The organism is Stenotrophomonas sp. KH_029, assembly GCF_057839765.1.
Window position 1 is genome coordinate 272,816 of record NZ_CM174498.1, and the last position, 15,295, is coordinate 288,110.

Below are 15,295 nucleotides of genomic sequence, written 5' to 3' on the forward strand. Positions count from 1 at the left end.
TCGGCGCGGTGTGGCCACGATGCGGCCGCCGCGCGTAAAACCGCGATGCCGGGCGCATCGCCGCGGCGTAAACAGTGCGTAGCTTTTTGCCCGGGTGGGGCGGGGAACTTGCCGGCCCGCCCAGCGGTCACAGCCGCACCCCTCCCGGAGCGCCCGCATGGATACCCCCGCCGCCGCCCACGCACCGCCGCGCCAGCGCGTGCTGCACTGGCTGAAGAAAGAAGCCCTGCCGCTGCTGGTGATGCTGGGCCTGCTTGCCGCCGCGCGCGACACCCTGGCCAACCACTACCAGGTGCCCAGCGGCTCGATGCAGCACACGCTGATGCCCGGCGACCGGGTGCTGGTGGACATGCGCGCCTACGGGGTGCGCCTGCCCTTCACCTCGGTGGAACTGCTGCACACCGGCCAGCCGCAGCGCGGCGAGGTGGCGGTGTTCGATTCGCCGCAGGACGGCACCCGCCTGATCAAGCGGATTGCCGCGGTAGGCGGTGACCGGGTCGAGCTGCAGGGCGGCCACCTCAGCATCAACGGCCGGCCGCTGGCCGACGCCGGCCAGGGCGAGGTCGAGGTCGAGGATTTCGGCCAGCATCTGGCACAACTGGATCTGGGCCAGGGCGGCGGGCCGGACATCACCGGGCTGACCGTGCCGGCCGGCGAGGTGCTGATGCTGGGCGACCACCGCGGCAACAGTGCCGATGGGCGCTACTTCGGCCTGGTCCCCGCCGGCGCGCTGTACGGCAAGGCGTCGCACGTCTATTACCGGCGCGGCCAAGGCCTGACCTGGCAGGCCCTGTAACCCGACGGGCCCGCTGAACCGATATCGAAAACATCTCGATCCAGACATTCCAGGTTATGGATCGACCTGTCGGCGCTGCCTATCCTGAGCGCCGACTCTTCGTTCCGGCCCGCCCACGCGGGTCTTGCCCGCATGAATGGCGACACCGCAGCGGTCCCCGACCGCAGGCCCCACCTCCCCGCCACGGCGGGAGCTGCAGACCAGATCCAGCAGGGCACGCCAGCCTTCCGGCGCACCGCGGCCGCGCTGTTCCTGGCCGGCTTCTCCACCTTCGGCCTGCTCTACACGGTGCAGCCGCTGCTGCCCGAGTTCAGCCGGCACTTCGGTGTTTCGGCGGCCAGCAGCGCGCTGACCCTGTCGTTGAGCACCGGCCTGCTGGCGGTGTCGATGCTGATCGCTGGGCTGATCTCCGACCGCATCGGCCGCCGCAGCGTGATGGTCGCCGCGCTGCTGGCGTCCAGCGTATTGTCCGTCGCCACCGCCATGGTCGATGACTGGACCACGCTGCTGGTGTTGCGCACCCTGCTCGGCATCGCGCTCAGTGGCGTACCGGCAGTGGGCATGACCTACCTGGCCGAAGAAATGGACAGCCGCGCGCTGGGCCTGGCGATGGGCCTGTACATCGGCGGCAATGCGATCGGCGGCATGAGCGGGCGGCTGATCGCCGGCATCGTCGCCGATCACTGGGGCTGGCGCTGGGGCATCGGCGTGGTCTCGTTGATCGCGCTGCTGAGTACCGTGCTGCTGTGGATGCAGCTGCCGCCGTCGCGCCATTTCCAGCACCGTCGCGGCGGGTTGCGGCAACTGCCTGCGCGCTGGCGCAGCCTGTTCGCCGATCCCGGCCTGCCGTGGTTGTTCGCCACCGCCTTCGTGCTGATGGGGGTGTTCGTCACCCTCTACAACTACCTCGGTTTCCACCTGCTCGCCCCGCCCTATGGCCTCAGCCAGACCGTGGTCGGGCTGATCTTCAGCGTGTACCTGGTCGGCACCTTCAGCTCGGCCTGGATGGGGCAGCAGGCCAACCGCCATGGCCGTGGCCGGGTGCTGGCGATCTGCTACGGGCTGATCGCATCGGGCATCGCGCTGCTGGCGCTGCCGTGGCTGGGCTGCATGGCTGCCGGCATCGCGCTGGTGACGTTCGGTTTCTTCGGCGGCCATTCGGTGGCCAGCAGTTGGGTCGGCAGCCGCGCCGGCCTGCTGCGCGCCGAAGCGTCGGCGTTGTATCTGTTCGCCTATTACCTGGGCTCCAGCGTGGTCGGCGTGCTCGGCGGGGTGTTCTACAGCCACTGGGACTGGCTGGGCGTGTGTGGCTTCGTCGGCGTGCTGACCGTGGCCGGTGGCGCGATCGCCCGGCGGCTGGGGCGCAACGCGCAACCGGCGGGTGCCACGCCCGCGCTCAGCCGCTGACTGCAGCGTCGTCCAAACCGCTTAGCGGGGATGAACGACGCAGTGCTCATCCAGCAGCGCAACGTCTTCAGCGAGGACGTGGAACGCCACGTTCTCAGCCATGAATTGAATGCTGAAGTGCCTTATCGAGGGCGGGGCATGGGACCAGAGCGATCGCCATGCCGCCAGGCTGCTCGTGACCCATTCGGACTGGATGAACTCAGTCAGCTCACCGACCTTGAACTCCCCTGACCCGGCGTCGAACTCGAACGGTGCGCGGCCGGGAAACGGGAGTTTGATGAACGAGTGTACGCGGCCGAAGCGTATCTCCCGCGTCAGCGTCGATATGGCCTCATGCCCGTCACCGTCCGGCGTTTCTCTTTCGTAGACCACCTCGAGGAAGACGTCCAGGCCCCGGGAGTGGAAATACACCCCTGATTCGCCATAGCCGGGCAGCCACTCGTATGGGTTGAAGATGGAACGTGGTTTGCCGATCAACATGGTTGTCCTGACGTGGGGTGTTTCCATTCCGCTGCGGGCATCGCCAATGCTCATCGGTTGGTCTGGCCCTGCAGCAGCCGGGTGAAGTGCGCGATCAGCGGCGAGGCCGTGCCGCGCCGGCAGGCCACGTGCACTTCCGAACTGGCCGCGCGGTCGCTGAGCGCCACGAAGCGCGCCCCGTCCACTTGGATATGGCTGCACGACGCCGGCAGCACGGTCACCCCGAGGCCGGAGGCGGCCAGGCTGATCAGGGTCGACGCTTCGCCCGCTTCCTGCACGATGCGCGGGGTAAAGCCGGCGCTGCGGCACAGCGCGATGAAGTGGTCGTGGATGCCCGCGCCGACCTCGCGCAGGAAGCCGACGAACGGCTCATGCGCGAACAGGCGCAGCGCCACCGCCGCATCGGCGGCAAGATCACGCACCAGCGGGTGCTGGTCGTGCACCACCAGCGCCAGCGGATCGCTGAACAGCTTGCGCGACATCAACGGTGCGGGCAGGGCACGTTTGCGGATCAGCCCCACGTCGAGCTCGCCGGCCATCAGCGCATCGATCTGCTGCAGGGTGTTCATCTCGCGCAGCTTCAGCTGCACTTGCGGGAACTGCTGGCGGTAGGCGAAGATCGCGCGCGGAATCTGCGTGGACAGCGGGGTGGCCCGGGTCAGCCCGATGCGCAGCTCGCCGGTTTCCCCGCGCTGCGCGCGCTGGGTCAGATCGATTGCGGTATCCACCCGCGCCAGCACCTCGCGCGCCTGTTCCTGCAGTACGCGCCCGGCGTCGGTGAGTTCCACCCGGCGGTTGGCGCGCAGGAACAGGTGTGCGCCCAGCAGGGTTTCCAGCTGCCGGATCTGCTGGCTGAGCGGTGGCTGCGACATCCCCAGCCGTTCGGCGGCGCGACCGAAATGCAGCGATTCGGCAACGGCCAGAAAGTAGCGCAGGTGGCGCAGTTCGATCGACATGGCAGGCGCGTCAGCGTTCGGAGTGTCCGCTTTCATCATAGCTGCGCGGACTGAACAGGTCCGGCTGGATCAGCTCGATGAAGGCGCGCGCCTGCGGCGACAGGAAACGCCCGCGGCGCACGATCACCCCGTAGCTGCGTTCGGGGAACCAGGCGCTCATCGAGCGCGTCACCAGCTTGTCGCGGTCGCTGTCGTGCAGGCACAGCGCCGGCACGATCGAAATGCCCATGCCCATCGCCACGTACTGCTTGATCACCTCCCAGCCGCCCACCTCCAGCGCCACGGTGTAGGGCAACCGATGCCGCTGGAACACCTGGTCGACCAGCCGGTAGGTGATCTGGCGCTTGGGTGGCAGCACCAGCGGGTACTGCGAGATTGCCTCCAGGCTCAGTTCGCCGCGCGCCAGCGCATGCCCGGGTGGGGCGATCAGCACCTGCTCGAAGCGGTAGGCCGGGGCATAGCTGAGGTCGGCCGGCACATCGGTCATCGAGCCCACCGCCAGGTCGGCTGCGTCGCTGCGCAGCAGGTCGGTGCCGTCGGCGCTGATCGCGTTGTGCAGGGTCAGGCGCACGTCCGGGTGGCGCTGGCGGAACCGTTCCACGATGCGCGGCAGCAGGTACAGGATGGTCGAGCTGTTGGCGGCGATATTGAGCTCGCCAGCGTCCAGCCCCTTGACCTTGTCGCGGAAGCTGGCTTCCAGCCCGTCCAGCTGCTCCACCAGCGGCTGGGCCATTTCGAACAGCAGCTGGCCCTCGCGGCTGGGCACCAGCCGGCGCCCGCTGCGCTCGAACAGGCCTACCCCCAGTTCGCGCTCCAGGGCCTGCAACTGCTGGCTGATCGCCGGCTGGCTGACGAACAGCGCCTCAGCTGCCCTTGAGACCGAGCCCAGCCGCACCGTCTGGCAGAACGCCCGCAACGGTTTGAGCCGGTCGGATTTGTAGGAAAAACGGGGACTTGGCGGAGTCGGCGTGGTCATGGTGTAACGAGTATAAGCAAGTCTTATGTAAAGCATTGCAATAACTGCTTTGTCAAATAACGGCATGGCGGCGCACGGTGGGGTCCAACCGCAACGCAGGAGTCCGCCATGTCCGCCGTCGCTTACGCCACCGCCCAGCCCACCCCCGCCGACGCCCGGGCCACGCCCGGGATCGCCCTGACCACCCAGCTGGCCGGCCAGTCCGCGCTGCTGCCGGCGGGGGTACTGGCGCTGCTGGTGTCGCTGCACCGGGCGGTGGAACCGGAGCGCCAGCGCCGGCTGCAGGCGCGGCTGGCCCGCCAGGCCTTCTTCGATGGCGGCGGCCTGCCGGACTTCCGCGCCGACACCGCCGCCATCCGCGCCGACGACTGGAAGGTGGCGCCGCTGCCCGACGCCCTGCAGGACCGCCGGGTGGAGATCACCGGCCCGACCGACCCGAAGATGGTGATCAACGCACTGAACTCCGGGGCCAAGGTGTTCATGGCCGACTTCGAGGATTCCACCGCGCCGGCCTGGCGCAACCTGCTGGCCGGCCAGCAGGCCCTGATCGGCGCGGTGCGCGGCGACCTGACCTACACCGGCCCGAGCGTGGACGGCCGGCCCGGCAAGCAGTACACGCTGCGCCCGCTCGACGAGCAGGCGGTGCTGATCGTGCGCCCGCGCGGCTGGCACCTGGATGAGAAGCACGTGCGCATCGACGGCCAGCCGATCGCCGGCGGCCTGTTCGACGCGGCGGTGTTCGCCTTCCACAACGCGCGCACCCTGATGTGCCGGCAGCGCGGCCCGTACTTCTACCTGCCCAAGCTGCAGTCGATGGAAGAGGCCGCGCTGTGGGAGACCGCGCTGTCGCACATCGAAGGCATGCTCGGCCTGCCGCACGGCCAGATCAAGGTCACCGTGCTGATCGAAACGCTGCCGGCGGTGTTTGAGATGGACGAGATCCTGTACGCCCTGCGCGACCGCATCGTCGGGCTGAACTGCGGGCGCTGGGACTACATTTTCTCGTACATCAAGACCTTCCGCCGCCACGCCGACAAGGTGCTGCCCGACCGTGGCCAGGTGACCATGACCCAGCCGTTCCTGAAAGCCTATTCGGAACTGCTGATCCGCACCTGCCACCGCCGCGGTGCGCACGCGATGGGGGGCATGGCCGCGCAGATTCCGATCAACCACGATGCCGCCGCCAACGAGCAGGCGATGGCGCGGGTGCGCGCGGACAAGCTGCGCGAAGTGAACGCCGGCCACGACGGCACCTGGGTGGCGCACCCGGCGCTGATCCCGATCGCGCAGGCGATCTTCGACGAGCACATGCCCGGCCCGAACCAGCACCAGGTGCTGCGCCGCGACGTGCAGGCCGACCGCGATGCGCTGATCGCCCCGCCCACCGGCACCATCACCCGGGCCGGTTTCCAGGGCAACGTGGAGGTCTGCGTGCGCTACCTGGCGGCCTGGCTGGACGGCAACGGCTGTGTGCCCATCCACCACCTGATGGAGGACGCGGCCACCGCCGAGATCAGCCGCAGCCAGCTGTGGCAGTGGCTGCACGTGCCCGGCCAGCACCTGGACGACGGCACCGCGATCGACCTGGCCCTGCTCGACGCCACCCTGGCCCGGCTGCCGGCCACGCTGGGCGATACCGCCGCGCTGCCCGGCGGTACCCGCATCGCCGAGGCGATCGCACTGCTGGCCGAACTGAGCCGCCGCGACCAGCTCACCGACTTCCTGACCCTGCCCGCCTACGACCGCCTCGATTGAACCCTGCGCCCTGCCTTCCGCACCGCTTCATCCCTTTACGCGTTCCCCCTGGAGAAACGACATGAGCAAGCTGCCGACCGCCGAACAGATCCAGCACGAATGGAACACCGACCCGCGCTGGGCCGGGATCGCCCGCAACTACACCGCCGCCGACGTGGTGCGCCTGCGCGGTACCGTGCACGTGGAGCATTCGCTGGCGCGGCTGGGTGCGCAAAAGCTGTGGACCTACCTGCAGGAAAAAGACTTCGTCAACGCGCTGGGCGCGCTGACCGGCAACCAGGCCATGCAGCAGGTCAAGGCCGGCCTGAATGCGATCTACCTGTCCGGCTGGCAGGTCGCCGCCGATGCCAACCTGGCCGGCCAGATGTACCCGGACCAGTCGCTGTACCCGGCCGACTCGGTGCCGGCGGTGGTCAAGCGGATCAACAACACCCTGCTGCGCGCCGACCAGCTGCACCACGCCGAAGGCAAGGACGACATCGACTTCCTGCAGCCGATCGTGGCCGATGCCGAGGCCGGTTTCGGTGGTGTGCTCAACGCCTTCGAACTGATGAAGGCGATGATCGAGGCCGGCGCGGCCGGCGTGCACTTCGAGGACCAGCTGGCCTCGGTGAAGAAGTGCGGGCACATGGGCGGCAAGGTGCTGGTGCCCACCCGCGAGGCGATCGAAAAGCTCAACGCCGCGCGCCTGGCCGCCGACGTGCTGGGCGTGCCGACCCTGCTGGTGGCACGTACCGATGCCGAGGCCGCCGACCTGCTGACCAGCGATGTGGACGCCAACGACCAGCCGTTCACCACCGGCGAGCGCACCGTGGAAGGCTTCTACAAAACCCGCAACGGCCTGGACCAGGCGATCAGCCGCGGCCTGGCCTACGCGCCCTATGCCGACCTGATCTGGTGCGAGACCGGCAAGCCGGACCTGGAGTTCGCCCGCCAGTTCGCCGAGGCCATCCACGCCAAATTCCCGGGCAAGCTGCTGGCCTACAACTGCTCGCCCAGCTTCAACTGGAAGAAGAACCTGGACGACGCCACCATCGCCACCTTCCAGAAGGAAATCGCCAAGTACGGCTACAAGTTCCAGTTCATCACCCTGGCCGGCTTCCACGCCCTGAACTATTCCATGTTCAACCTAGCCCACGGCTACGCCCGCCGCCAGATGAGCGCCTTCGTGGAGCTGCAGGAAGCCGAGTTCGCCGCCGCCGACCGTGGCTTCACCGCGGTCAAGCACCAGCGCGAGGTCGGCACCGGGTACTTCGACGCGGTCACCCAGGCCATCCAGCAGGGCCAGTCCTCGACCACCGCGCTGAGCGGGTCCACCGAGGAGGAGCAGTTCAACGCCGAGCGGGCGGCCTGAGCCCGGCGCGGTCTACCCCGGCTGGGCGCCGGGCGGCGGCTGGGAGGGCCGCCGCCCGGCGCCGGGCCGGGGTAGACCGCGCCGGTGGGAGGCATACGGCCGGATCCGGGGGTAAAGTGCGTTGTGCCGGGGGAATGGCCGGGTGCCGCCAACGGAAAAGCGGCGCCCATATTCAAAAGTGGTATGAAGCGCACAGTTTTTAGGGGTGGTATCCTCTTCGGCTAACCGGGGGAACGCTGGGAAGCGGGTGCACGGGATGACCGGCAAGGTTGCAGCGAATGTGTGCGAACAGGAAGCAGGCATCGCCCAGACCGCGATGGCTGAGATCGTGCACGCCGTCCTGAGCCCGGGCGAGTTCGCCCTGTTCGCGCAATTCGGCCAGCAGCGCCGGTTGCCCGAGGGCGACCATCTGTTCCGCCGCGGTCATCCCGGCGACACCATGTATGTAGTCGTCAGCGGAGTGATCGAACTGGACTTCGGTGAAGACCTGCTGGTGAAGACCCTGGGTGCCAACGAATTCTTCGGCGAACTGGGCCTGCTGATCGGCGACCATCCACGCAGCGCCGATGCGCGCGCGGTGGCCGACAGCGTGGTGCTGGAGCTGGACAACGCCGATTTCCAGCGCCTGGTCGAACGCGACCCCGGCCTGATCGCCTATTTCCTGCGGCGTACGATCATGCGCGTGGTCAGCAACGAACAGGTCTTGATCCGCCAGCTGCGCCGGCGCAACCACGACCTGGAAACCGCGCTGGACAACCTGTACGTCACCACCCACCAGCTCACCCATACCCGCGAGCTGGTGCGTACCGACGAGCTGACCGGCCTGCACAACCGTCGCGGGCTGGCGCTGTACCTGCAGGAATGCCGCGCCCACCAGGACGGCCCGCCGCAGGGCCTGCTGCTGATCGACTGCGACCGCTTCAAGCAGGTCAACGACGAACACGGCCACCAGGCCGGCGACCGGGTGCTGCAGAGCGTGGCCAACATCCTGCGCTCGGTGGCCACCGAGGCCGACCTGGCCTGCCGGCTGGGCGGCGACGAGTTCTGCCTGCTGCTGCGCGCCGCCGACGCCGACAGCCTGCAGCATGCCGCCGAGTTCATCCAAAGCGCCGTGCACGGTCTGATGGACCGTGCCCATGGCCTGCCGCACATGTGCCCGATCAGCATCGGGGTCAGCCTGCTGGACCCGCATACCGACTGGAGCGAATGGTACGCCCGCGCCGACAACGCGCTGTACCAGGCCAAGCGCCTGGGCGGCAACCGGCTGCACTGGTCGCGTGCCGCGACCGCCACACCCTGAGCGGAATCAAACGCATGAACGGCGACAACGGAACGTCGACCCAGGCCCCGCAGATGCGGGCGCTGTTGTTTACCGACCTGTGCGATTCGTTGATCCTGGTCGAGCGCATCGGCGATGCCGCCGCGGCCGAACTGTTCCAGCAGCACGACCGGCTGGTACTGACCCTGCAGCAGCAGTGGAACGGGCACCAGATCGATCGCTCCGACGGGCTGTTCCTGTTGTTCGACCGGGCCATCGATGCGTTGGGGTTTGCGCTGGACTATCAGCAGCGCCTGCAGGAACTGGGTAGGCAGCTACACCTTCCGCTGCGCGTACGCGCTGGCCTGCACGTAGGCGAAGTAATCCTGTGGAATAACAGCGCCGAGGCGGTGGCGCATGGTGCCAAGCCGATCGAAGTGGAAGGACTGGCCAAGCCGATGTCCGCCCGCCTGATGCAGCTGGCCCGTCCCGGGCAGATCCTGTTGTCGGCCCTGGCCGAGTCGGTGGTCCGTCGCAGCAGCGCTGAACTGGGTGAGCGTGACAAGGGTCTGAAGTGGAAGTCGCATGGTCGCTGGCGCTTCAAGGGCATGGCCGAGCCGCAGCAGATCTGGCAGGTTGCCGGCGACGACAGCACCACCGTGCGCCGCCCGGCCAGCAGCAAGAAGGCCTGGCTGGATCGACCATTGTGGTTGCGCCCTGGCGCCCTGCTGGCAGAGACCTCGGCCTGTGCGGTGCTGGTCGTGCTGGTGTGGACCCTGCTGCGTCCGGACCCGGCCATTGCCTTCGCCGAACGGGACTGGGTGGTGATCGGCGATATGCGCAACCTCACCGGCAACACGCTGCTGGATGATTCACTGCAGCAGGCGTTCCGGATCAGCCTGGAGCAGTCGCGCTACGTCAATGTGCTGAGCGACATGAAGGCGCGCAACGTGCTGCAGTTGATGCAGCGCGAGGCAGGTTCACGCCTGGACGCCGGTGCGGCGTCGGAAGTGGCCATGCGTACCGGCGCACGCATGGTGCTGCTGCCGACGGTGGCAGAAGTGGGTGGGCATACGCGGATCAGCGTGGAAGTGGTGGATCCGCATTCGCAGCAGACGCTGTCCGTGGCCACCGCCGAAGCCAATGGCATGGAATCGCTGCTGGATTCGGTGGACAAGGTTACCGCCCGGTTGCGCCAGCAGCTGGGCGAAGCAGCGCCGCAGTTGCGAGCCGATTCCAAACCGTTGCCGCTGGTGACGACCTCCAGCCTGGATGCGCTGCGTGCCTATGCGCTCGGTCAGAACCTGTACGCCAGCGGCGATTACGGTGGCGCACTGGCGATGTACGAAAAGGCCGTGCGGCTGGACGAAGGATTCGCGTTGGCCTGGATGGGCCAGGTGCGTGCGCGCTTCACCAGCATGGACAATGCCGGCGCGTTGAAGGCCCTGAAGCAGGTCAAGAGCCTGTCTACGCGGCTGACGCCCCGCGAAGTGCTGTACCTGGACGCGTGGTCGGCCAGTTTGACTGATCAGGGGCGCGCGGCCGGTGCCTGGACCCAGTTGGCCAGCCTGTACCCGGACTATTTCGCCGCCCAGCACAACGCGGCCATGTGGCTGTTTGTCGAGAACCGTTTCAAGGAAGCGGTGCCCTATGCCACGAAGGCAACCGATTCCCGCTTCGAACTGTCCAACATCGCCTATGACCAGCTGGGACGCATCCTACTGGCCATGGACGACCAACCCGCAGCGCGGCGCGCCTTCGAAAAGGCGGTGGCCGGGGGGCGCAGCGCCAGCCAGCGCTACCTGGCCGGGCTGGCTGCCAGCGAACGCGACTACAAGGGGGCCGAGGCGCTGCTGGACAAGCTGCCATCGAACAAGTACGCCGACATTGAGCGCACCTCGCTGGCCGCCGATCGCCATCAATGGTCGCGCGCGGAGGCATCTGCGCGCTCCGGGCTGCAGCGCATGGCCGCTGAAACGGGCTATGACCGTCGGTTGTACCTGTTGCCGTTGGCAACGGTGCAGTGGGCAGGCGATAACCGCGACGCCGCTGTCAAAAGCCTGCGTGCCACTGTGGAGGCGAGCCTGTCGCGCCTTGCCGATCCGGCAAGCGTGGATACCAGCGACGATGCCATGGTCGCCCTGGGGGCTGCATTGCTGGCGTTGCGCATGAATGACAGCGCGACCGCCTCACGCATCCTTGCTGCGGTGCGGGCCCGGCCGGAGTTGTCCCGCGAAGCTCCCCTGAGCGAAATGAGTCGCGTGGTGGAAGCTGAACAGGCCCGCCTTGCCGGGCAGCCTGCCAACGCCCTGCGTCTGCTGCAGCCATTCCTGGGCGGCAATGCGCGCTTCCAGACCCGGGTGGTGGCTATGAAGGCCCACCTGGCCCTGGGGCAGCGCGATGACGCACTGCGCCAGGCGCGCTTCCTGAGCCGAAGCCGTGGGCTGGCCTATTCGGAGTTGAACTGCGGCTACTGCCTGCAACCCATGAACGTGATCGACAGCAACCAGGCCGGGCAGGTCGTGACGGACCTGACGACGGCGGCCAGTACATCAGCCACGGCCGCCGCCATGCCTGCCCCGGCGAGGACGGTTAAGGGGATTTGAGGTGACGGCCCTTCGGGTTCGCATCCAGGGCGGGCACGATCTGGCCCAGGCCGGCGGTGAGCATGGTCTGGATTTCCTGCTGTGCTTCCAGGATCGCCTGCTTGGATGCCAGTCGGCCGACCTTGCAGCACACGCGCAGCGCATCGGCGCGGTCGGGTGACAGGCCGACCTGGATGAGGGCCGCCACCGGATTCTGGCGGAACAGATCGCGGAATTCGTCGTCTTGCGACAGGCGGCGGGTAAGTTCCAGGGCCAGGGCGGGTTCAAGCGGCGGGGAGGACATGGGTACTTCCAATGGAGGATAGGGTGCAGGACCGTGGCGGTGCACGGATGGAAAGCCTTACATCGACCGCTGCGCGCCTGCCTTTAGCCCAAGTTGGCGGCCAGGCCGGCATCCAGATCGGCGCGCGGTAGCCGATATCCCCAGGCATACCGCGCCCAGCAGTGTGCGGCATGTCCATGACGAGGAACAGAAGTGCGGATACGTCGTTGCGCAATCGTGATGCTCGAACCGGTGGAGCGGTCAAGCTTTCAGCTTGAGGATCTGCTCGAAGGCGGCAATGGCCTGGTGCGCTCGCTTGCGTGGCAAGCATTGGCGCCGCATCTGGACCAGCCCATCGAGCTGGATGCGGGGCAACGCGAAGTCCTGGGCCGGCTGAGCCCGAGCGAGTGGGTCGATCCGGACACACTAGAGCTGGATGCCAGCGCACTGCAGACGTTACTCGACAGTGGTCTGGTGCTGGCGCAGCCTGGATCGGACCGACCGACCGCCCCGGACCACCATGACAACGACATGCGGCTGCGCGCCGTGCACTGGCATCCGCTGGGTGCGATCTTGCATGCGTTCACCCGCTGGGATGGGGTGGATGCGGTCAAGAACACCTTCGACTCGGGAACCGATACCGCCACCGGCATGCGCGACGTGCTGGGCCCGCCCCCTGCGCCCGCAGATGCCGACATGACGGCGGCACTAGCGTTGCCGCGCGCGCAGGGCGGCGATTTCGATGCGCTGCTGCAGCGGCGGGCCACCTGCCGCAACTTCGATGAAGACCGCCCGCTGCCGTTGGCGCTGTTTGCGCAGATGCTGGAGCGCGTGTTCGCCGCGCAGGCGGAAGTGAAGGTCGGTGACGACCTGGTGTTCCAGAAGAAGAACAGCCCCTCAGGTGGTGGCCTGCATCCGATGCAGGCGTACCTGATCGTGCAGAACGTGGAGGGGGTGGCGGCCGGTATGTACCTCTACCTCTGTGATTCGCACCGGTTGTTGCCGTTGCCGCCGTTGGACCAGCCGCTGCGTGACTTCGCCATGGAAAGCGTCGGCCAGCAGCATTGGTTCGCCAACGCACATTGCCTGGTAGTGATGGTGCCGCGCTTCGACCGGACTTTCTGGAAGTATCGGCGGCACGCCAAGGGCTATCGCGTTGTGACCCTTGAGGCCGGTCACCTGTCGCAGACGTTGTACCTGTCGGCTACCGACCTCGGACTGGGCGCTTTCATCACCGGCGCCATCAATGAGCGCCACCTGGAGCGCGGGCTGGGCCTGGACCCGATCCGGCAAGGGGCACTGGCCGTCTGTGGCTTTGGCTGGCGCGCCACGCACATGCAGACTGCCGAACTGGATCCTCTCGAGCAGGTCTGGGAGCAGGTGGGCTGAGCATCAGCCCATACCCTCACTCCGCCTCGAAATCCACCAGCACCGCCCCATCCCCTACCTGGTCTCCCGGCTTGACCCGGTAGCCCTGCACCACGCCGTCGGCCGGTGCCTGCAGGGTGTGCTCCATCTTCATTGCTTCGAGCACCAGCAGCGGCGCGCCGCGTTTGACCCGGGTGCCCGGTGCGACCGGGGTGGCCACGATCCGGCCCGGCATCGGGGCGACCAGGCTGCCGGCGTCGGCCACGGCCTGGTCGGCTTCGCTGACTGGGTCGTGCAGGATGAAGTGCCGGGTGCCGTCGCGGCCGAACAGGTACAGCGCGTTGCCGTCGCGGACCACGCGGGCGCGGTGCAGGGTGTCGCCGTTCTGCACGCGCAGCGCATCGCCATCGAGGCCGCCGTGGGCGAGCACGCGTGCCTCTCCGACTGTTACCGACCACGCGCCGTCGTGGTCCTGCAGCGTCACCGTCTGCTGGTTGCCGCGGTGTTCCAGGGTGACCGTGGACGCGGCGTGCGCACCCATGCGCCAGCCGTCCTGGCGCTGCCACGGCGAATGCGGGTCGCGCGCGTCGACGCTGGCGGCGGCCCGGCTGCCGATCGCGGCGATCGCGGCCAGTACCCAGGGCGTCGGATCGCTGTCGCCGGCATGGGGCGCCAGCGCGGCGTGTTCGCGTTCGATCAGCGCGGTGTCCAGGTTGGCCCGGGCGAACGAGTCGGTCATCACCAGCCGGCGCAGGAACGCGGCATTGGTGGTCACGCCGACCACTTCGCATTCGGCCAGGGCCTGCTGCATGCGGCGCAGCGCGGCGTCGCGGTCCACGTCCCAGACGATCAGCTTGGCGATCATCGGGTCGTAGAACGGGGTGATGGCATCATGCTGTTCGACACCGGCATCCACCCGCACGTGCGCGCTGTTGGCCGGCAGGCGCAGGTGGCGCAGGGTGCCGGTAGAGGGGAGGAAGCCACGGTCGGCGTCTTCGGCGTACAGGCGCGCTTCCAGTGCATGGCCGCTGATCTGCAGCTGATCCTGCTGCAGCGGCAGCGGCTCACCGCTGGCCACGCGCAGCTGCCACTCGACCAGGTCGGTGCCGGTGATGCACTCGGTGACCGGGTGCTCCACCTGCAGGCGGGTGTTCATTTCCATGAAGAAGAAATCGCCGTTGGGCGCGGCGATGAACTCCACCGTGCCGGCGCCCACATAGTTCACCGCGCGCGCGGCATCCACCGCGGCCTTGCCCATCGCGGCGCGTCGCCCGGGCGTCATGCCCGGGGCGGGCGCTTCTTCCAGGACCTTCTGGTGGCGGCGCTGCACCGAGCAGTCGCGCTCGAACAGGTAGACCACGTTGCCATGGCTGTCGCCGAACACCTGGATCTCGATATGGCGCGGGCGCTCGACGTATTTTTCGACCAGCACGTGCGCATTGCCGAACGCGGACTGCGCCTCGCGCTGGCAGCTGGCCAGCGCCTCGGTGAAGGTCGCGCTGTCGTCCACGCGGCGCATGCCCTTGCCACCGCCGCCGGCGCTGGCCTTGATCAGCACCGGGTAGCCGATGCCGTCGGCCTGGCCGCGCAGGAACGCCGGCGCCTGCTCATCGCCGTGGTAGCCGGGGGTCAGCGGCACGCCGGCCTGCTGCATCAGCGCCTTGGCCGCGCTCTTGTCGCCCATCGCGCGGATCGCCGCAGCGGAGGGGCCGATGAACACGATGCCCGCCTCGGCGCAGGCCTGCGCGAAGCCCGCGTTCTCCGACAGGAAGCCGTAGCCGGGATGGATCGCCTGGGCGCCGGTGCGGCGCGCGGCCTCCAGGATGGCATCGCCGCGCAGGTAGCTCTCGCGCGCCGGCGCCGGGCCGATCGCGATGGCCTCGTCGGCCAGGCGCACGTGGCGCGCGTTGCGGTCGGCGTCCGAATACACCGCCACCGTGGCGATGCCCAGGCGTTGGCAGGTGGCGATGACGCGGCAGGCGATTTCGCCGCGGTTGGCGATCAGGATCTTGGTGAACATGGTGGTCTCGTTGCGCGGGCCAGTGGCCGAACAGGGGGCGGCACCACGCGGTGCCGC

The 15,295-nt window shown here is 68.2% G+C and carries 12 protein-coding genes; 7 read left to right on the forward strand and 5 right to left on the reverse strand.

The window, feature by feature from the left end:
* The first annotated feature begins 157 nt into the window (after positions 1–157).
* Together lepB and AC3ITM_RS01245 are read left to right on the forward strand one after the other, a co-directional pair.
* Positions 158–796 (forward strand): signal peptidase I, encoded by a 639-nt coding sequence (gene lepB, locus AC3ITM_RS01240; protein WP_489267786.1) that lies wholly within the window; start codon positions 158–160, stop codon positions 794–796.
* Positions 797–928: 132 nt separating this feature from the next.
* The gene (locus AC3ITM_RS01245; RefSeq protein WP_489267788.1) at positions 929–2,203 is read left to right on the forward strand and encodes an MFS transporter; all 1,275 of its coding nucleotides are present in this window, start codon (positions 929–931) and stop codon (positions 2,201–2,203) included.
* A gap of 21 nt (positions 2,204–2,224) precedes the next feature.
* On the opposite strand, the gene AC3ITM_RS01250 is transcribed toward AC3ITM_RS01245, so the two are convergent.
* From AC3ITM_RS01250 to AC3ITM_RS01260, 3 genes are read right to left on the reverse strand one after another with little or no spacing between them, the layout of a single operon-like run.
* Positions 2,225–2,737 (reverse strand): hypothetical protein, encoded by a 513-nt coding sequence (locus AC3ITM_RS01250; RefSeq protein ID WP_489267790.1) that lies wholly within the window; start codon positions 2,735–2,737, stop codon positions 2,225–2,227.
* Positions 2,734–3,639: a LysR substrate-binding domain-containing protein gene (locus tag AC3ITM_RS01255; RefSeq protein ID WP_489267792.1), complete on the reverse strand. Its 906-nt coding sequence runs from the start codon at positions 3,637–3,639 to the stop codon at positions 2,734–2,736. The genes AC3ITM_RS01250 and AC3ITM_RS01255 overlap by 4 nt, the downstream gene beginning before the upstream one ends.
* A 10-nt stretch (positions 3,640–3,649) precedes the next feature.
* A complete protein-coding gene (locus tag AC3ITM_RS01260) occupies positions 3,650–4,615 on the reverse strand; it encodes a LysR family transcriptional regulator (protein ID WP_228884635.1) in 966 nt (321 codons plus the stop codon).
* 108 nt (positions 4,616–4,723) lie between these two features.
* Between AC3ITM_RS01260 and aceB the strand changes: the two genes are divergently transcribed.
* From aceB to AC3ITM_RS01280, 4 genes are all read left to right on the forward strand, one after another.
* Positions 4,724–6,370 (forward strand): malate synthase A, encoded by a 1,647-nt coding sequence (aceB, locus tag AC3ITM_RS01265; protein WP_489267794.1) that lies wholly within the window; start codon positions 4,724–4,726, stop codon positions 6,368–6,370.
* A 61-nt stretch (positions 6,371–6,431) separates the two neighbouring features.
* On the forward strand, positions 6,432–7,724 hold the full coding sequence (aceA, locus tag AC3ITM_RS01270) for an isocitrate lyase (protein WP_489267796.1): 1,293 nt from the start codon (positions 6,432–6,434) through the stop codon (positions 7,722–7,724).
* A 256-nt stretch (positions 7,725–7,980) separates the two neighbouring features.
* A complete protein-coding gene (locus AC3ITM_RS01275; protein ID WP_489267798.1) occupies positions 7,981–9,024 on the forward strand; it encodes a GGDEF domain-containing protein in 1,044 nt (347 codons plus the stop codon).
* Positions 9,025–9,038: 14 nt separating this feature from the next.
* Positions 9,039–11,588 (forward strand): putative peptide modification system cyclase, encoded by a 2,550-nt coding sequence (locus AC3ITM_RS01280; RefSeq protein ID WP_489267800.1) that lies wholly within the window; start codon positions 9,039–9,041, stop codon positions 11,586–11,588.
* On the opposite strand, the gene AC3ITM_RS01285 is transcribed toward AC3ITM_RS01280, so the two are convergent.
* The gene (locus AC3ITM_RS01285) at positions 11,575–11,871 is read right to left on the reverse strand and encodes an NHLP-related RiPP peptide (RefSeq protein WP_489267802.1); all 297 of its coding nucleotides are present in this window, start codon (positions 11,869–11,871) and stop codon (positions 11,575–11,577) included. The genes AC3ITM_RS01280 and AC3ITM_RS01285 overlap by 14 nt on opposite strands.
* Before the next feature lie 192 nt (positions 11,872–12,063).
* On the opposite strand from AC3ITM_RS01285, the gene AC3ITM_RS01290 reads away from it, so the two are divergent.
* Entirely contained in the window at positions 12,064–13,239 is a 1,176-nt protein-coding gene (locus AC3ITM_RS01290) for a putative peptide maturation dehydrogenase (RefSeq protein ID WP_489267804.1), read from the forward strand.
* Positions 13,240–13,255: 16 nt separating this feature from the next.
* On the opposite strand, the gene AC3ITM_RS01295 is transcribed toward AC3ITM_RS01290, so the two are convergent.
* Entirely contained in the window at positions 13,256–15,238 is a 1,983-nt protein-coding gene (locus AC3ITM_RS01295; RefSeq protein WP_489267805.1) for an acetyl/propionyl/methylcrotonyl-CoA carboxylase subunit alpha, read from the reverse strand.
* Positions 15,239–15,295: the final 57 nt, after the last annotated feature.